Source organism: Microbacterium sp. FG3, from assembly GCF_057809335.1.
This window is the reverse complement of record NZ_JBMDJT010000002.1, coordinates 74,727-91,445: the sequence shown is the minus strand read 5'-3', so window position 1 is coordinate 91,445 and position 16,719 is coordinate 74,727. Positions and strand designations below refer to the sequence as shown.

At 71.6% G+C, this 16,719-nt stretch carries 20 protein-coding genes and 2 tRNA genes; 14 read left to right on the top strand and 8 right to left on the bottom strand.

All coding sequences use genetic code 11. The features are described 5' to 3' along the window. Positions 1-75: 75 nt before the first annotated feature. The 10 genes from ACODR5_RS01210 (at position 76) to ACODR5_RS01165 (ending at position 9,629) form a co-directional block, all read left to right on the top strand. The gene (locus ACODR5_RS01210; protein ID WP_488982467.1) at positions 76-1,596 is read left to right on the top strand and encodes an ABC transporter substrate-binding protein; all 1,521 of its coding nucleotides are present in this window, start codon (positions 76-78) and stop codon (positions 1,594-1,596) included. Then, positions 1,593-2,630, top strand: a complete 1,038-nt coding sequence (locus tag ACODR5_RS01205) for an ABC transporter permease (protein WP_488982466.1) — start codon at positions 1,593-1,595, stop codon at positions 2,628-2,630. The genes ACODR5_RS01210 and ACODR5_RS01205 overlap by 4 nt, the downstream gene beginning before the upstream one ends. Further along, entirely contained in the window at positions 2,627-3,502 is an 876-nt protein-coding gene (locus ACODR5_RS01200; RefSeq protein WP_488982465.1) for an ABC transporter permease, read from the top strand. The genes ACODR5_RS01205 and ACODR5_RS01200 overlap by 4 nt, the downstream gene beginning before the upstream one ends. Continuing rightward, complete coding sequence (locus ACODR5_RS01195; RefSeq protein ID WP_449853239.1) at positions 3,499-4,308, top strand: ABC transporter ATP-binding protein; 810 nt, start codon at positions 3,499-3,501, stop codon at positions 4,306-4,308. The genes ACODR5_RS01200 and ACODR5_RS01195 overlap by 4 nt, the downstream gene beginning before the upstream one ends. Then, entirely contained in the window at positions 4,305-5,099 is a 795-nt protein-coding gene (locus ACODR5_RS01190) for an ABC transporter ATP-binding protein (RefSeq protein ID WP_449853238.1), read from the top strand. The genes ACODR5_RS01195 and ACODR5_RS01190 overlap by 4 nt, the downstream gene beginning before the upstream one ends. After that, positions 5,096-5,833 (top strand): tyrosine-protein phosphatase, encoded by a 738-nt coding sequence (locus ACODR5_RS01185; protein ID WP_449853237.1) that lies wholly within the window; start codon positions 5,096-5,098, stop codon positions 5,831-5,833. Before ACODR5_RS01190 ends, ACODR5_RS01185 begins: the two co-directional genes overlap by 4 nt. 10 nt (positions 5,834-5,843) lie before the next feature. After that, positions 5,844-7,358 (top strand): Asp-tRNA(Asn)/Glu-tRNA(Gln) amidotransferase subunit GatB, encoded by a 1,515-nt coding sequence (gene gatB, locus ACODR5_RS01180; protein ID WP_488982464.1) that lies wholly within the window; start codon positions 5,844-5,846, stop codon positions 7,356-7,358. A 55-nt stretch (positions 7,359-7,413) separates the two neighbouring features. Then, positions 7,414-8,673: a DNA polymerase IV gene (locus ACODR5_RS01175; protein WP_488982463.1), complete on the top strand. Its 1,260-nt coding sequence runs from the start codon at positions 7,414-7,416 to the stop codon at positions 8,671-8,673. A 61-nt stretch (positions 8,674-8,734) separates the two neighbouring features. Beyond that, positions 8,735-9,055: a hypothetical protein gene (locus ACODR5_RS01170; protein ID WP_449853234.1), complete on the top strand. Its 321-nt coding sequence runs from the start codon at positions 8,735-8,737 to the stop codon at positions 9,053-9,055. Continuing rightward, entirely contained in the window at positions 9,039-9,629 is a 591-nt protein-coding gene (locus tag ACODR5_RS01165) for a nucleoside/nucleotide kinase family protein (RefSeq protein ID WP_488982462.1), read from the top strand. Before ACODR5_RS01170 ends, ACODR5_RS01165 begins: the two co-directional genes overlap by 17 nt. 1 nt (position 9,630) lies before the next feature. Here ACODR5_RS01165 and ACODR5_RS01160 read toward each other — a convergent pair whose 3' ends face one another. From ACODR5_RS01160 to ACODR5_RS01130, 7 genes are all read right to left on the bottom strand, one after another. Then, entirely contained in the window at positions 9,631-10,113 is a 483-nt protein-coding gene (locus ACODR5_RS01160; protein WP_488982461.1) for a DUF2017 family protein, read from the bottom strand. After that, positions 10,110-10,403: an ATP-dependent Clp protease adapter ClpS gene (clpS, locus tag ACODR5_RS01155; protein WP_488982460.1), complete on the bottom strand. Its 294-nt coding sequence runs from the start codon at positions 10,401-10,403 to the stop codon at positions 10,110-10,112. Before clpS ends, ACODR5_RS01160 begins: the two co-directional genes overlap by 4 nt. Continuing rightward, positions 10,400-10,777, bottom strand: coding sequence for a metallopeptidase family protein (locus ACODR5_RS01150; RefSeq protein WP_488982459.1), 378 nt, complete (start codon positions 10,775-10,777; stop codon positions 10,400-10,402). The genes clpS and ACODR5_RS01150 overlap by 4 nt, the downstream gene beginning before the upstream one ends. A 91-nt stretch (positions 10,778-10,868) precedes the next feature. Next, positions 10,869-10,941, bottom strand: a tRNA-His gene (locus ACODR5_RS01145). Between the two features lie 46 nt (positions 10,942-10,987). Further along, positions 10,988-11,614, bottom strand: a complete 627-nt coding sequence (gene orn / locus ACODR5_RS01140) for an oligoribonuclease (protein ID WP_460815400.1) — start codon at positions 11,612-11,614, stop codon at positions 10,988-10,990. Positions 11,615-11,683: 69 nt separating this feature from the next. Further along, a tRNA-Arg gene (locus ACODR5_RS01135) sits at positions 11,684-11,755 on the bottom strand. Positions 11,756-11,829: 74 nt separating this feature from the next. Continuing rightward, positions 11,830-12,096: a hypothetical protein gene (locus tag ACODR5_RS01130; RefSeq protein WP_449853228.1), complete on the bottom strand. Its 267-nt coding sequence runs from the start codon at positions 12,094-12,096 to the stop codon at positions 11,830-11,832. Positions 12,097-12,204: 108 nt separating this feature from the next. Here ACODR5_RS01130 and msrA point away from each other — a divergent pair, with 108 nt between their 5' ends. The 4 genes from msrA to ettA all read left to right on the top strand — a co-directional run bounded on the left by msrA (position 12,205) and on the right by ettA (position 15,690). After that, on the top strand, positions 12,205-12,747 hold the full coding sequence (msrA, locus tag ACODR5_RS01125) for a peptide-methionine (S)-S-oxide reductase MsrA (RefSeq protein WP_488982458.1): 543 nt from the start codon (positions 12,205-12,207) through the stop codon (positions 12,745-12,747). A 131-nt stretch (positions 12,748-12,878) separates the two neighbouring features. Then, a complete protein-coding gene (locus ACODR5_RS01120; RefSeq protein ID WP_488982457.1) occupies positions 12,879-13,394 on the top strand; it encodes a single-stranded DNA-binding protein in 516 nt (171 codons plus the stop codon). A 31-nt stretch (positions 13,395-13,425) separates the two neighbouring features. Beyond that, the gene (locus ACODR5_RS01115) at positions 13,426-13,923 is read left to right on the top strand and encodes a DUF6993 domain-containing protein (RefSeq protein ID WP_460815404.1); all 498 of its coding nucleotides are present in this window, start codon (positions 13,426-13,428) and stop codon (positions 13,921-13,923) included. An 84-nt stretch (positions 13,924-14,007) separates the two neighbouring features. Then, the gene (ettA, locus tag ACODR5_RS01110; protein WP_488982456.1) at positions 14,008-15,690 is read left to right on the top strand and encodes an energy-dependent translational throttle protein EttA; all 1,683 of its coding nucleotides are present in this window, start codon (positions 14,008-14,010) and stop codon (positions 15,688-15,690) included. A 66-nt stretch (positions 15,691-15,756) separates the two neighbouring features. Here the strand turns inward: ettA and ACODR5_RS01105 are convergent, their stop codons facing one another. After that, positions 15,757-16,674, bottom strand: a complete 918-nt coding sequence (locus tag ACODR5_RS01105; protein ID WP_488982455.1) for a glycine betaine ABC transporter substrate-binding protein — start codon at positions 16,672-16,674, stop codon at positions 15,757-15,759. Between the last annotated feature and the right edge of the window lie 45 nt (positions 16,675-16,719).

The window sequence follows — 16,719 nt, the reverse complement described above, 5'->3', positions numbered from 1 at the left end:
GCCCGTTTAGACATCTAGATGTCCTGCTTCGCAACGGTCGCCGATCCCTCACGGCGCTCTTCAGAAAGGTAGCCCATGTCACGCAAGCTCCTCGTCCTGCCGCTGCTCGCGGTGTCGGGGCTCGTCCTCGCCGGCTGCGCCTCGGCGACCGGCACGAGCGCCACGGAGGCCGGAATGGAATCGGCCGCCGACACCGACGCGACCGTCCACCTCCAGGTCGGCCTCGAGCCGACGAGCCTCGACGTGAGCGCGCAGTCCGGCGCCTCGCTCGAGCAGCTGCTCATCCCCAACGTCTACGAGGGCCTCGTCGACGCGGACGGCGAGGGCGGCTTCGAGCCGGCGCTCGCGACGGACTGGACGGTGAGCGACGACGGCCTCACGTACACCTTCACGATCCGCGACGACGTCGCGTTCCACAGCGGCTCGCCGCTCACGATGGACGACGTGGTGTGGTCGCTCGAGGCGGCCGCCGCCGACGACTCGCTCAACCCCGACGCGGGCCTCTTCGCCGGCATCGACGAGATCACCCCCGTCGACGACTCGACGCTGGAGATCACCCTCGCCTCCCGCAACTCGGACTTCCTCGAGTCCCTGACGTCGAACGCCGGCGTCATTCTCGAGGAGGGGGCGGACGTCGACCTCGCCAACGAGACCAACGGCACGGGGCCCTACACCGTGACCCAGTGGAACCAGGGCAGCACGATCACGCTCGAGCGCAACGACGACTACTGGGGCGAGGCGCCGCTGAACCGGGAGGTGGTGTTCCACTACATGACCGACGCCACCACCGCGGCGAACGCGCTCCTGGCCGGGGAGATCGACGTGCTCACGACCACGACGGCCGACACGCTGTCGATGTTCGAGGGCGACGACGCGTTCACCCTCACCGAGGGCGACTCGCGCAGCTGGATGACGCTCGGCTTCAACAACGCGGTGGAGCCGCTGAACGACGAGCGCGTGCGGCACGCCATCCGCCGCGCGATCGACAAGGACGGTCTCATCGAGGTGCTCGGCGGCCAGGCCACCCGCGTGGGCAGCATGGCCAGCCCGGCCGACCCCTGGTACGAGGACCTGACCGACATCGACGCGTACGACCCCGAGTCGGCGCGCGAGCTGCTGGCCGAGGCGGGCCAGGAGGACCTCGAGCTCACCTTCCGCGTCTCGAACACGTACGACACCCGCATCAGCGAGTACGTCGCCGCCCAGCTGGCCGAGGTGGGCATCGACGTGACGATCGAGCAGATGGAGTTCTCGAGCTGGCTGGAGCAGGTGTTCACGGGCGGCGACTACGAGATGACGATGGTGCTCCACGTCGCGCCGGCGCTCGCGAAGAACTACAGCAACCCGGACTACTACTGGAACTACGACGACGCGACGGCGCAGCAGCTCGTGGCGGACGCCCGCGAGGCGCTTGAGCTCGAGGAGCGCAACGAGAAGCTGCGCGAGCTCGCGCGCCACATCAGCGAGCAGGCCGTGAGCGACTGGCTCTTCTCGCCGACGGCCACGATCGTGGCGAGCGCCGACGTCACCGGCTTCCCGGTCGACGGCATCGCGAACCGCCTGCCCGTGTCCGGGATCCAGGTCGCCGCGCGGTGACCATCACGACCGAGCGCGGTGCCGTGGAGCGGGACGTCTCCACGGCACCGCCGTCGCCGCGATCGACGCGCGACCATGCCACGCTGCGGCTGGTCCTCGGTCAGCTCGCCGTGCTCGCGGTGTCGCTGCTCGTCGCGAGTGCCGTGATCTTCTTCGCGATCGACCTGCTGCCCGGCGATCTCGCGCTCACCAGGGCGGGGATCGACGCGTCGGCCGAGCAGGTGGCGCTCATCCGCGCCGAGCTGGGGCTCGATCGTCCCGCGATCGTGCGCTACCTCGAGTGGCTCGGTGGCGCGCTCCGCGGCGACCTCGGCGTCTCGCTGCTCGACAACCGTCCCGTCGTCGCCGCGATCGGGGAGAAGATGCAGGTCACCCTGCCGCTGTGCCTGCTGGCGCTGACGATGAGCGTGCTCGTGGCGCTGCCGCTCGGCATCCTCGCCGCCGTCGGCCGCGAGCGCTGGTACGGACAGCTCATCGGCGCATTCACGCAGCTCGGGCTCGCCGTGCCCGCCTTCGTGCTGGGCCTGCTGCTCGTGACCGTCTTCGCTGTGCAGCTCGACCTCCTGCCCGTGCAGGGATTCCCGCGGGAGCGGTGGGGCGACCCGGCCGGCGCCCTCGCATCGCTGCTGCTGCCCGCCGTCACGCTTGCCGTGCCCCAGGCGGCCGTGCTGGCGCGGTTCGTGCGCTCCGCCACGGCGGACGCGCTTGCGCAGGACTGGGTGCGCACCTCGCGCTCGCGCGGGTGGCGGCTGCCGGCGATCGTGCTGCGCCAGGGCCTGCGGAACACGGCACTGCCGCTCATCGCCGTCGTCGGGCTGGAGGCCGCGGGACTCATCACCGGCGCGGTGATCGTCGAGCGGGTGTTCGCCCTGCCGGGCATCGGATCGATGATCCTGGCGGATGTCGACACGCGCGACCTCGGAAAGGTGCAGGGCACGCTGCTCGTGCTGACGGCGACCATCATGATCATGACCCTCCTCCTCGACCTCGTGTACCGGATCGTCGATCCCCGGCTCCGGGCGGCCCGCGCATGATCCGCCGGCTGCTGTCCCGCCCCGGTGGCGTCTTCGGGCTCATCGCGGTCGTCCTGCTCCTCGGCAGCGCGGTGCTCTCGCTCGTGTGGACGCCGTACGACCCGCTCGCCGTCGACCCCGCCGCTGGCTGGGAGCCGTTCTCGCCCGCGCACCCTCTGGGCACCGACTCGCTCGGTCGGGATCAGGTGAGCATGCTCCTCGTGGGCGCGCGCGTGACCCTCCTCGCCACGGTCGTGGCCACCGGGATCGCGACCGCTCTCGGCGTCGCGATCGCCTTCGCCCTCGCGCTCACGCCGCGACCGCTGTCGTCGTTGCTGGAGCGCGCCGTCGACATCGCGATCGCGTTCCCGACGCTGATCGTCGCGATCATCCTCGTCACCGGATTCGGGGCGTCGACGTGGGTCGCCGCGATCTCGATCGGCCTGGCGGCGTCGGTCGTCGTCGCGCGGACCGTGCTGCCCGAGCTGCGCCGTGCGCTGCTGAGCGACCACGTGCTGCTCGCCACCGCCGCCGGCGCCGGCACCTGGCGCATCGTGACCCGGCACGCGCTGCCGGCGGTAGGGCCGACCCTCATCGTGCGCACAACGCAGATCATGGCGGCGGCCGCGCTGGCGGAGGCCGGGCTGAGCTACCTCGGCTTCGGCACGCCGCCGCCCACGCCCAGCTGGGGGCGCTCGCTTGCCGATCTGCAGTCGCAGATCGTCGTCCGCCCCGAGTACCTCATCGCCCCGGCTGTGGCGATCGTGATCGTGGCGCTCGGATTCAACCTGCTCGGCGACGCCCTGCGCGACGTCCTCGACCCGCGATCGCGCGCGACGCCGGCCGAGGACGCGGCGGCGGCGCGCCCCGAACCCAAGGGAGCCACGCTGTGAGCCTTCTCGACATCACCGGCCTCACGATCGAGATCGGCGGGCGGCGCCTCGTCGACGGTGTCTCGTTCGCCGTCGCACCCGGGGAGCGCGTGGGGCTCATCGGGGAATCCGGCAGCGGCAAGTCACTCACGTGCTTCGCCCTCAGCGGGCTCCTGCCGTCCGCGGCCACCGTGGCCGGCAGCATCGTGTTCGAGGGCGAGGAGATCGTCGGCGCGGACGAGCGGCGGCTGTCCGCCCTCCGTGGCGCGCGCATCGGCATGGTGTTCCAGGAACCGGCGACGGCCCTCGATCCGCTGCAGACGGTGGGGCGCCAGCTCGTCAGCGGACTGATGGCGCGGCGACGCCTCTCGCGCGCCGAGCGGCTGCGCGAGTCGCACCGCCTGGCGGCGGAGGTGGGCCTTCCCGAGCCCGAGGCGATCGTGCACCGCTACCCGCACGAGCTCTCGGGCGGCCAGCGGCAGCGCGTGGTGATCGCGGGCGCCATGGCGGCGGGGCCGTCGCTCGTGGTGGCCGATGAGCCGACGACGGCCCTCGATGTCACGGTGCAGGCCCGCGTGCTCCGGCTGCTCGAGGAGCGGTGCGCGGCGGCGGGAAGCGGCCTGCTCCTCGTGACGCACGACATGGCGGTCGCCATGCAGACGTGCGATCGGATCGTCGTGATGCGGCGCGGACGGATCGTCGAGGAGGGCACGCCGCGGCAGCTCATCGACGCGCCGGCCGACGCGTACACCGCGATGCTCGTCGACGCGGCGTACGAGACGAGCTGGCAGCCCGCGCACGAGGAGAAGGCGGAGGTGGCCGCATGACCGAGCTGTTCCGCCTGCACGAGGTGAGCCATCGCTACGCCCGCCGGTCGGCCGCGGCGCTCGAGGGCGTCTCGCTCGCCGTCGAGCAGGGGCGCAGCCTCGGCATCGTGGGCGAGTCGGGCTCCGGCAAGACCACGCTCACGCGCGTGCTGCTCGGCCTGCTCACGCCGACCGCCGGCACCGTCGCGTACCGCGGCGAGCCGGTGCCGTCCGGGCCCCGCGGCGGGGCGGGCGCCCGGCGGTTCCGCCGCCGCGTGCAGCTCGTGCTCCAGGACCCCTTCGCCTCGCTCAACCCCCGGATGCGGGTGGGCGACATCGTCGCCGAGCCGCTGCGCATCCTCGAGCCGCGCGTCGACTCCCGGCCGCGGGTGGCGGAGGTGCTCGCGGCCGTGGAGCTCGAACCGGAGCTCGCGCGGCGCTGGCCCCACGAGCTCTCGGGCGGTCAGCGCCAGCGCGTGGCGATCGCGCGGGCGATCGGGCCGCGCCCCGAGGTGATCGTCGCCGACGAGCCGGTGTCGGCGCTGGACGTCTCGGTGCGGCGCAACGTCATCCGGCTGCTGCGGCGGCTCGCGGAGCACGAGGGCGTCACGCTCGTCGTCGTGTCGCACGACTTCGGCATCGTGCACCGGCTGTGCGCGGACACCGCCGTGATGCACCGCGGGCGCGTGGTCGAGCAGGGCGACACCGAGGCGATCCTCGAGCGCCCGCAGCATCCGTACACGCGCGGCCTGATCGACAGCATTCCCCGCCTGCCGCGGCGGCCCGTGCTCGGAACCCGGGGCATGGCATGAGCGCCGTGCTGCACAACCTCCGCGACGTCGGGGGGCTGCCGGCGCGGGAGGGCGTCGTCGCGCCGGGGCGCCTGTATCGCTCGGCCGCGCCCCTGCGCGATGATGCCCGCATCGCCGAGCTCGTGCGCTCCCTCGGCGTCGCCACCGTGATCGACCTGCGCGATCCCCGGGAGCGCGAGCTGAGTCCCGCGGTCTGGGAGCGGGCGGGGATCGACGTGCGGGAGGCGCCGGTCTTCGGCGGCCGCCTGGCGAGCATCCGCTTCCAGACCCTCGCCGAGCTGTACGACGTGATGATCGACCGCCATCTCGCCGACGTCGTGGCGGCGGTCGAGACGGTCGCGAGCGCGCCCGGGCCGGTGCTCGTGCACTGCACGGCCGGGAAGGACCGAACCGGCGTCGTCACGGCGCTCATCCTCGAGGCGCTCGGTGTCGCGCGCACCGACGTGCTGGCCGACTTCGCCCGCTCGGAGCAGGTGCTGGGGGCGGCATACCTCCGCGACCTCTTCGCGGGCACCGACCTGTCGCGGCTGCCTGGCGGCGCGGCGCACCGGGCCGTGTCGTCGCCGCCCGAGCTGCTGCGGGGCGCCCTCGAGCGGATCGACGCGCGCCACGGCGGGGCCGAGGCGCTGCTGCGCGAGCACGCGGCGTCGGATGCCGTCGCGGCGCTCACCGCCGCGTTCCTCGCGCCGGCCGGGGCGGTTCCGCGGATCGGGGACACCGCGGCGACGACCTAGGATTGAACCCATGGCCCACGCGGAACTCATGGACTTCGACAAGGCGCTCGAGCTGTACGAGCCGGTGATCGGACTCGAGGTGCACGTCGAGCTCAACACGAGGACCAAGATGTTCTCGACGGCCGGCAACCCCGCCCACGCCGAGAACCACGACGCGGGCCCGAACACGCTCGTCGCGCCTGTCGACATGGGGCTGCCCGGCTCGCTGCCCGTCGTCAACGGCGAGGCGGTGCGCAAGTCGATCAGCCTCGGGCTGGCGCTGGGCTGCTCGATCGCGCCGTCGAGCCGCTTCGCGCGGAAGAACTACTTCTACCCCGACCTCGGCAAGAACTACCAGATCAGCCAGTACGACGAGCCGATCGCCTTCGAGGGCTCGGTGGAGGTCGAGCTGTCGGACGGCACGACGTACACGATCCCGATCGAGCGCGCGCACATGGAGGAGGACGCCGGCAAGCTCACGCACGTCGGCGGATCGACCGGCCGCATCCAGGGCGCCGAGCACTCGCTCGTCGACTACAACCGCGCCGGCGTGCCGCTCGTCGAGATCGTCACGAAGCCGATCCTCGGCGCCGAGCACCGCGCACCCGAGCTGGCGAAGGCGTACCTCGCGACCATCCGCGACATCGCGATCGGGCTCGGCATCAGTGAGGCGCGCATGGAGCGCGGCAACATCCGCTGCGACGCCAACGTGTCGCTGCGCGCCCGCGGCGCCGAGAAGCTCGGTACGCGCACCGAGACGAAGAACGTCAACTCGATGCGCTCGGTCGAGCGCGCCGTGCGCTACGAGATCCAGCGCCAGGCCGCGATCCTCGCGGACGGCGGCCGCATCGTGCAGGAGACGCGGCACTGGCACGAGGACACGGGCGTCACCTCGCCCGGACGCCCCAAGTCGGACGCCGACGACTACCGCTACTTCCCGGAGCCCGATCTGCTGCCGGTCGAGCCGACGGCCGAGCTGATCGAGGAGCTGCGCGCCGCACTGCCCGAGCCCCCGGCGGCCCGGCGCCGCCGACTGAAGGCCGAATGGGGCTTCACCGACCTGGAGTTCCAGGACGTCGCCAACGGCGGGCTCCTGGCCGAGGTCGAGGCGACGGTCGCGGCCGGCGCCGCCCCGCAGGCCGCGCGCAAGTGGTGGACGGGCGAGATCACGCGCATCGCGAACGCCGAGGGACGCGAGCCCGCCGAGCTCGTCTCGCCCGCCGACGTGGCGGCGCTGCAGCGGCTGATCGACGCCGGCACCCTCACCGACAAGCTCGCTCGTCAGGTGCTCGAGGGCGTCATCGCGGGGGAGGGCACGCCGCAGGAGGTCGTCGACGCCCGCGGGCTGGCCGTCGTCTCGGACGACGGCGCGCTCATCGCCGCGATCGACGAGGCCCTCGCCGCTCAGCCCGACGTGCTCGAGAAGATCCAGGGCGGCAAGGTGCAGGCCGCCGGCGCGATCATCGGGGCCGTCATGAAGGCGATGAAGGGCCAGGCCGATGCCGCCCGCGTGCGCGAGCTGATCCTGGAGCGCGCCGCGCAGTAGCCAGATCTCCCGCGGGCCGGCGCGCACTGTCGGCGGCCCGCGGGAGAATGGACGCATGGGGCGTGCGGACGGATCGGGGCGGCTGGTCTCGCCTCCCGGTGCCGACGACTCCGGCACCGGCATCCTGCACGTCGACATGGACGCGTTCTACGCGGCCGTCGAAGTGCTCGACGATCCGTCGCTGCGGGGCAAGCCGATCATCATCGGGGCGCCGGAGGGCCGCTCCGTCGTCTCGAGCGCGTCGTACGAGGCGCGCCGCTACGGCGTGCGCTCGGCCATGCCCGTGAGCCAGGCGCTGCGGCTGTGCCCGCAGGCGACGATCGTGCTGCCGCACTTCGAGCGCTACCGCGCGATCTCCGCGCAGGTCATGGAGATCTTCCGCAGCATCACGCCGTTGGTCGAGCCGCTGTCGATCGACGAGGCGTTCCTCGACGTGCGCGGCGCCCGTCGGCTGTGGGGGAGCCCCGCGCAGATCGCCCGGATGATCCGCGCGCGCGTGCAGGACGAGGTCGGCATCACGTGCAGCATCGGCGTCGCGGCCAGCAAGCACGTGGCCAAGATGGCGTCGACGCTGTCCAAGCCCGACGGGCTGCTCGTCGTCGCAGCGTCCGACACGCTCGACTTCCTCGAGCCGCGGTCGGTGCGCGCGATGTGGGGCGTGGGACCGAAGATGGCCGAGACGCTGGAGGGCCGCGGCATCCGCACGATCGGCGACATCCGGCGCACGCCCGTGGCGGTGCTGGCGAGGGCGGTGGGCCAGGCGGCCGCGCAGCGGATCTCGGAGCTGTCCCGCGGCATCGACGTGCGCGAGGTGGAGACCGAGCGGGCGGAGAAGAGCGTCGGCCACGAGGAGACGTTCATGGAGGACGTGGCCGATCCGGACTTCCTGCGCGCCGAGCTGCTGCGGCTGGCGGATCACGTGGCCGTGCGCCTGCGCCGCGCCGGATGGGAGGCCGCGGGCGTGGCCATCAAGGTGCGGTTCTCGGACTTCTCGACCCTCACGCGGTCGCTCACGCTCGCCGAGCCGACCGACCTTGGCCAGCGCATCGGCACGGCCGCGCGCGACCTGTTCGCCGCCGTCGAGCTTCGCGCACCGGTTCGCCTGATCGGGGTGCGGGCGGAGCGGCTGCAGCCCGCAGGAGGCTCGACGCCGGCGCTGTGGGACGACGACGAGGACTGGCGCCGCGCGGAGGGCGCGCTGGACGAGGCTGTGGCCCGGTTCGGATCGGGCGCGCTCACGCGTGCGGCGTTCCTTGGGCGCGAACGGAACCCGCGACTGCCCGCCCATCCGCGGCCGCCGGAGGACTCGGACTGACGGGGCGGACGCATCGCGATCGGGTCTCGTCGCACGGGGCGAAGGCGGGTAACGTGGCCTCATGCCCAACATCGCGATCGAACTCGGCAGGATCTCGTCTCAGCTCGGCGTGAACGCGTCGTACGGGGAGCAGCAGGACGTCGACGGCGAGAAGATCATCCCCGTCGCCGCCACCTGGTCGGGCTTCGGCGGCGGCTCGGACGAGGCGGGCAACGGCGGCGGGGGCGGGGGCGGCTTCACGGCGCCCGTCGGCGCGTACGTGCGCCGGGACGGCGAGCTGCGGTTCGAGCCGAACCTCATCGCGCTGCTCGCGGTCGGCATCCCGTTCGTGTGGGTCGCGGGCGGGGCGCTGCGCAAGATCATCCGTGCCCTCAAGAAGTAGCGACCCGTTCGGCGCGGCGCTCGAGGCGGCGCTCGGCGAGGTCCTCGCCGCGGTCGCCGCTCTGGACTCTGAGCGGCCGCGCGTGCTGATCGACGGCCGCAGCGGCTCGGGCAAGACCACCATGGCGGCGCTGCTCGCGGGGCGCTGGCCGCTCGAGCGCGCGCCTCGCGTCGTGGCGATGGACGACTTCTACCCGGGATGGGACGGCCTCGCGGCCGCGTCGCGCATGCTCGTGACGGGCGTCCTCGAGCCGCACGCCCGCGGCCTTCTCGGTCTGTACCGCCGGTGGGACTGGGCGCAGGACCGCCCGCGGAGCATGCGCGACGCCGGGCTCGTGCCACCGGATCGCCCGCTCATCGTCGAAGGCTGCGGCGCCCTCACGCCCCTGAGTCTCGTCCTGGTCGATCTCGCGGTCTGGGTCGACGCGCCCGAGCCCTCGCGGCGCGCGCGGGCGCTGGAGCGCGACGGCGACGGCTACGCACCGCACTGGGAGCGCTGGGCACGTCAGGAGAACGAGCACATCGCCGCGCATCGGCCGCGGAAGCTCGCCGACCTGGCGTTCGACCTGCCCTGAGTCAGTCGAGGCCGTCGGCGGCCTGCACGAGACCGTCGAGACGGTATCCGAGCCAGTCGTAGACGGCGAAGCGCGGATCGGCGGGATCACGGTCGTCGTCGGAGACGATGCCCAGCCGGTTTGCGATCACGAGCCGCACGGCGGTGAGCGTGCGCAGCCACGCATCGACGTCCTCGCCCGGGATCGCGATGTCGGCGGGGGAGAAGTCGGCGTCGCTGCCGTCGGTCGGCTCGATGGCCTCGAGCGCGCGACGCACGACCGCCGCGTCATGCGCGCGCCGGTGCAGCAGGTCGCCGCGCGTCAGGCTGCGGAACTCCCGCGAGGCCTCGGGGTCCTCGGGATACGCGTCGGGCGTGAGCCGGTCCAGGGCGGCGTCGGGCGCGGTCGGGGTGGCGTTCACGAGGTCCGTGAACTGCCCCACGAGGTCGGCGAGGTGCGCGGCCTCGATCCGCGTGAGCGTGAGCATGATCATCCGGTCGCTCATGCGCGACCCCCTTCCCGCACGGTGGCCCACAGGCCGTAGTCGTGCATCGCGCGCGCGTGCAGCTCCATCTGCTCCCTGGCGCCCTCGGCGACCACCGCGTGGCCCTCGTGATGCACCGCGAGCATGAGGCGCGTGGCGTGCTCCGTGCTGTAGCCGAAGTACTCGCGGAACACCCGCACGACGTAGCTCATGAGGTTGACAGGGTCGTCCCACACGACGGTCTGCCACGGGCCGCTCGCGGCCGCTTGAAGGTCGACCTGCTCGTCCAGCTCGGGGAGTGCGGTGCTCATGCCCAGCCCAGTTCGTGAAGTCGGTCGTCGTCGATGCCGTAGAAGTGCGCGATCTCGTGCACGAGGGTCGTGTGCACCTCGTCGCGCAACTCCTCCATCGTCTCGCATCGGGCGAGGTGGGGCTCGCGGTAGACGATGATCCGATCGGGCAGCTCGCCCATGCCGTAGCGGTCGCGCTCGGTGAGTGCGAGGCCGTCGTACAGGCCGAGCAGGTCGAGCCCGCCGTCCTCCGGGCGGTCCTCGACGACGAACACGACGTTGTCGAGGCCGTCGACCATGTCGTCGGGGAGCAGGTCGAGCTCCTCGACGACGAGCGCCTCGAACTCCTCGGCGCTGAGCGCGAGTGGCGAGGGCGTCGACGCGGGATCGATCATGTGGGGTCCTCCGTCGCGAGGCGACGTACGACCCTCAATCGCTCGTCGCATGACACGAACCTTCGGTTCGGTCCTGCTCCTCGCTCAATCGGGTGGCTAACCGGGCTTGAACCGGCGACCTCCTGGACCACAACCAGGCGCTCTACCAACTGAGCTATAGCCACCGTGGTCCCCCTCCGCGAACGGCGCGGGGACAACCGCTCCATTCTGTCACACATCCCCGCCGAATGACGAAACGACGGCCGAGGCGATCGCGCGCGCGCCGTCGCTCGTGGGTCCGGGCTCGGGCACGAACACCGCGCGGCGGTAGTACTCGAGCTCGCGGATCGACTCGAGGATGTCGGCGAGGGCGCGGTGCCCGCCGTCCTTCGCCGGGGCGTGGATGTAGGCGCGCGGGTACCAGCGGCGCGAGAGCTCCTTGACGCTCGACACGTCGACGTTGCGGTAGTGCAGGTACCCGTCCACCTGGGGCATGTACTTCGCGAGGAACATGCGGTCGGTGCCGATGGTGTTGCCCGCGAGCGGGGCCTTGCGCTCCTGAGGCACGAAGCGCTTGATGTACTCGAGCGACAGGCGCTGCGCCTCCTCGAGGGAGACGCCGCCGTCGAGCTCCTCGTACAGCCCGCTGGACTTGTGCATGCGCGTGACGAAGTCGCCCATGTTCTTGAACGCGGCCTCGCTCGGGCGGATCACCACCTGGAACCCCGGATCGAGGATCCGCAGATTGAAGTCGGTCACGACGATCGCGATCTCCACCAGCTCGTCGACCGCGAGGTCGAGGCCGGTCATCTCGCAGTCGATCCAGACGAGCCGGTCGTTCTCGGAAGCTCCCACCATGGGTTCCACCCTATCCGCGGGCACCGACGAGGCCGTCGGGAGCCGCGTACCGGGGGAGTAGGGATCGGGTCCCCCAGGCACGATTCGAACGTGCGACCGGCGACTTAGAAGGTCGATGCTCTTCCGCTGAGCTACTGGGGGTCGCCATCCAGAGTAGCGAGCCTTCCTGTTCGCGCGCCCGCTGCCGGCATGCGGTGCCGCTGAGGGGGAGCGGATCAGCGGGAGTGGCGGAGCGCGGCGACGGCCTCGTCGGCGGTCCAGAACGTGCCGAAGTCGATGAAGACGGCCGTGGCGCGGTGCAGGCGCTCCGCGCGGAAGCGCAGGCCCAGCGGATCGTCGACGACGCGCACGTGGCCGATCACGCGGTCGCCGCGCTCCACCACGCGCCACAGGTCGGCGGCGGCGCGCACGAGGCGCTCGCGCGGGTCGCGGAGCGGGGGAGTCGCGTAGGGCACGCGCGGTGCGGTCTGCAGGTCGGTCATGGTCATCTCCTCTCCGCGCGCCACGATACGAGGGGGCTGCGACATCCGTGCCGGCGCTGTGACATCCGCTCCGGCGCCGTCGTGCCGCGCACTGACTACGCTGGAGGGATGCAGACCTTCGTGCTCGCCGGTGGATGTTTCTGGTGCCTCGACGCGGCCTACCGCGCCCTCGACGGGGTGGAGAGCGTCGTCTCGGGGTACACGGGCGGCACGGTGGCGAACCCGTCGTACGAGCTCGTGTGCACGGGCGCCACCGGCCACGCGGAGGCCGTCGCGGTCACGTTCGACCCCGAGCGGATCCCTGCAGAGGTGATCCTCGACGCGTTCTTCACGATGCACGACCCGCGCCAGCTCAACCACCAGGGCGCGGATCAGGGCACGCAGTACCGCTCGGCGATGTTCTCCGCCGACGACGCGCAGCGCGCGCTGTTCGAGACGGCGCGCGAGCGCGCGACGCAGCTGTGGGACGCCCCGCTCGGCACCACGGAGGGCGCCGTCGTGACGACGATCGAGCCGCTGGGCGCGTTCTACGAGGCCGAGGACTACCACCAGGACTTCTTCGCGAAGAACCCCACGCAGGGCTACTGCCTGGCCGTGGCCGTGCCGAAGGTCAACAAGGTGCGCGCGTCGTTCTCGCAGTACATCCGCTGAGCGCGGTTCGCTCACAGGCGGCCGGATGAGGGCCGCCATCCACATTCGCGCCTTTCGTCCCCCGCCGCCGCGCTCGTGTCGTCACGCTGAAGACGGATCCGCCGGGATCCCATCAGCGAGAGGACACAGACATGAGCGACATCATCACGATCACGGGCAACATCGCGACCGATCCCACCCAGGTGACCACGCCGAACGGCGCGGTGATCACCCGCTTCCGCGTGGCGAGCAGCCACCGGCGTCGCGACGCGAGCACGGGGGAATGGGTGGATGGTCACACCAACTGGTACACGGTGTGCGCCTACCGCCACCTTGGCGCGAACGCGTACGCGTCGCTGCGCAAGGGCGAGCGGATCGTGGTCTCCGGCCGGCTGCGGCTGCGCCGGTGGGAGAGCGAGGAGCGCCACGGCATGGAGGCCGAGATCGACGCGGACTCGCTGGGCCACGACCTGCTGTTCGGGACGAGCGCGTTCTCGCGGGTGTCGAGGCCGCAGGCCGAGACCGCGACGGCCGACGCCGCCGGCCGCGCCGCGGACGGCTCCGGTGAGAGCCGGGGCGGCTCCGCGGACGAGTGGGCGGTTCCGGCCGCGGACACCGCGGGCGATGCGGTCGAGGCGGCGCGCGAGGAGGAGACCGTGCCGTTCTGACGCGCGTCGGTCCCGGCCTACACTCGGCAGGGTGAGCACCCCGAGCGTCGTCCTGCGCGGCCTCGCCGCGGTCGTGCTCGTGAGCGGCGCACTGACGCTGGCGGCCTGCGCGCCCGAGCCCGAGCCGGCGCCCACCGCGACCACGAGCCCGGCGCCCGGCACCGCCGCGCCGACGGCCCCGCCCGAGGCCGATCCCGTGCTCGTCCCGGACGGCTCGGCCGAGGACAACCTGCCGCTGTTCGCCCGGATCGTCGACGAGGTGTGGCAGTCCGAGCGGCGCGCCGAGGGGCGCGCGTACATCGACGCGCTCGCGGCGGCCGGTTTCGACACCTCGGCGATGCAGGTGACGCGCGACGAGTCGACCGTCGGAAATCCGGCCGAGTCGATCCTGTTCTCCGTGCGGTGGGCAGACGAGTGCCTCATCGGCCAGGTCGGCCCGGAGACGGGGGAGCCGGTGACGAGCGTGCAGGAGACGCTCGGTGCGGATCGCGTCTGCCTGCTCGGCGAGACGCGGCCGATCGACTGGTAGCGCCCTCGCCGAAGCGCCGGCCCACCGGTGGTGCAACCGGATGCGGTGTGCGCGCGGGCGGCGACCCCTAGACTGGGTCACGCTATGGCGGAATATATCTACCAGATGGTCCGGGCCCGCAAACAGGTGGGCGACAAGCTGATCCTCGACGACGTGACGATGTCGTTCCTCCCGGGGGCGAAGATCGGCATGGTCGGCCCGAACGGGGCCGGAAAGTCGACGATCCTGAAGATCATGGCGGGCCTCGACACCCCGTCGAACGGCGAGGCCGCGCTCTCCCCGGGCTTCTCGGTGGGCATCCTCATGCAGGAGCCCGAGCTCGACGAGTCGAAGACCGTGCTCGAGAACGTCCAGGACGGCGTGCGCGAGATCAAGGACAAGGTCGACCGCTTCAACGAGATCTCGGCCCTGATGGCCGATCCGGACGCCGACTTCGACGCGCTGCTCGAGGAGATGGGCAAGCTGCAGGAGGCCATCGACGCCGCCGACGCCTGGGACCTCGACGCCCAGCTCGAGCAGGCGATGGACGCCCTGCGCACACCCCCGGGCGACGCCGAGATCTCGAACCTCTCCGGTGGCGAGAAGCGCCGGGTGGCGCTGTGCAAGCTGCTGCTCGAGAAGCCCGACCTGCTGCTGCTCGACGAGCCCACCAACCACCTCGACGCCGAGAGCGTGCTGTGGCTCGAGCAGCACCTCCAGAAGTACGCCGGCGCCGTCATCGCCGTCACCCACGACCGGTACTTCCTCGACCACGTCGCCGAGTGGATCGCCGAGGTCGACCGCGGGCGCCTGTACCCGTACGAGGGCAACTACTCGACGTACCTCGAGAAGAAGGCCGAGCGGCTCGACGTCCAGGGCAAGAAGGACGCCAAGCTCCAGAAGCGCCTCAAGGAGGAGCTCGAGTGGGTGCGCTCCAACACGAAGGGGCGCCAGGCCAAGTCGAAGGCGCGTCTGGCCCGCTACGAGGAGATGGCTGCCGAGGCCGAGCGCACGCGCAAGCTCGACTTCGAGGAGATCCAGATCCCCGCGGGTCCGCGCCTGGGCTCGATCGTGATCGAGGCGAAGAACCTGCAGAAGGGCTTCGGTGACCGCACGCTCATCGACGGGCTGAGCTTCAGCCTGCCGCCGAACGGCATCGTCGGCGTCATCGGCCCCAACGGCGTCGGCAAGACGACGCTGTTCAAGACGATCGTCGGCCTCGAGCCGCTCGACGGCGGCGACCTGAAGATCGGCGAGACGGTCAAGATCAGCTACGTCGACCAGACGCGCTCGAACATCGATCCCGAGAAGAGCCTCTGGGAGGTCGTCTCGGACGGGCTTGATATCATCACGGTCGGCAAGACCGAGATCCCGTCGCGCGCCTACGTGTCGAAGTTCGGCTTCAAGGGCCCCGACCAGCAGAAGAAGGCCGGCGTGCTCTCCGGTGGCGAGCGCAACCGCCTGAACCTCGCGCTCACGCTGAAGGAGGGCGGCAACCTGCTGCTGCTCGACGAGCCGACCAACGACCTCGACGTCGAGACCCTGCAGTCGCTCGAGAACGCGCTGCTCGAGTTCCCCGGCTGCGCCGTGGTCATCACCCACGACCGGTGGTTCCTCGACCGCGTCGCCACGCACATCCTCGCCTACGAGGGCACCGAGGAGAACCCGGCGAACTGGCACTGGTTCGAGGGCAACTTCGAGGCGTACGAGGAGAACAAGATCGCCCGCCTCGGCCCCGACGCCGCGCGCCCGCACCGCACGACCTACCGCAAGCTCACGCGCGACTGAGCCGGTACGCAGAGGCGCCCCCTGCATCCGATCCAGGGGGCGCCTTTCGCGCGCGGCGTCAGCCGATCACTCGGTGACGAGCGTCTCGAACGCGTCCGGGTGCTCCTCGATCCACGCGTCGATGGCCTCGGCCTCCTGGCCCTCGCCGTACTCGTTGACGACGAGGTCCTCGAGCGACGCGTAGGCGTCGTCGTCGAGCTGGATGCCCGCGATGAGCTCGGCCGCCTCGGGGAACTCCTCGGCGAAGCCGGAGGTGCCGAGGAAGTGCAGGGCCTCGTTGCCGCCCATGCCGCCCTTGGGGTCCTCGAGGTCCTTCACGTCGTACGAGCCGTACGCCCAGAACGGGCGCCACAGCGTGACGACGATGTCCTCTTCGTTGTCCATCGCGTTGCCGAGCTCGGTGAGCATGGCCGCGGTCGACGAGGTGACGAGCTCGTACTCCTCGTCGAGCCCGTACTCGGGCATCATGACCTCCTGCGTCTGCTTCGTGAGGCCCGCGCCCGGCTCGATGCCGATGATCTTGCCGTCGAAGCGGTCGGCGTTGCCCTGGAGGTCCTCGATCGAGTTGATGTCGTCCATGTACGACGGCACCGCGATCGTGAGCTGCGCGCCCTCGTAGTAGGCGCCGAGGTCCTCGATGTCGTCGCCGTACTCCTCCATGTAGGAGGCGTGCGTGAGCTCGGGCCACGCGGACGGGTAGATGTCCACGTCGCCCTGGGCCAGGCCGGCGTACAGCGGGCCGGCCTCGGTCAGCGTCTGCATCTCGACGGTGTAGCCGAGCTTGGTCAGCTGGTCCTCGAGCAGGTACGCGGTGCTCAGGCCGTCGGTCCACGAGGGGATGTAGCCGAGCGTGATCGTGCCGAGGTCGCCGCCCTCGGCGTCGCCGCCGTCGCCGGCGTTGCCGCCGCCGCTGGCGCACGAGGTGAGCGCGAGCGCGCCCACGGCGCCCATCGCGAGAATGCCGGTCAGGTGTCGCTTCTTCATGGTGTCCTTTCGTGCCGCGCCGGTCGGCGCGGACTGGGGAGGGGA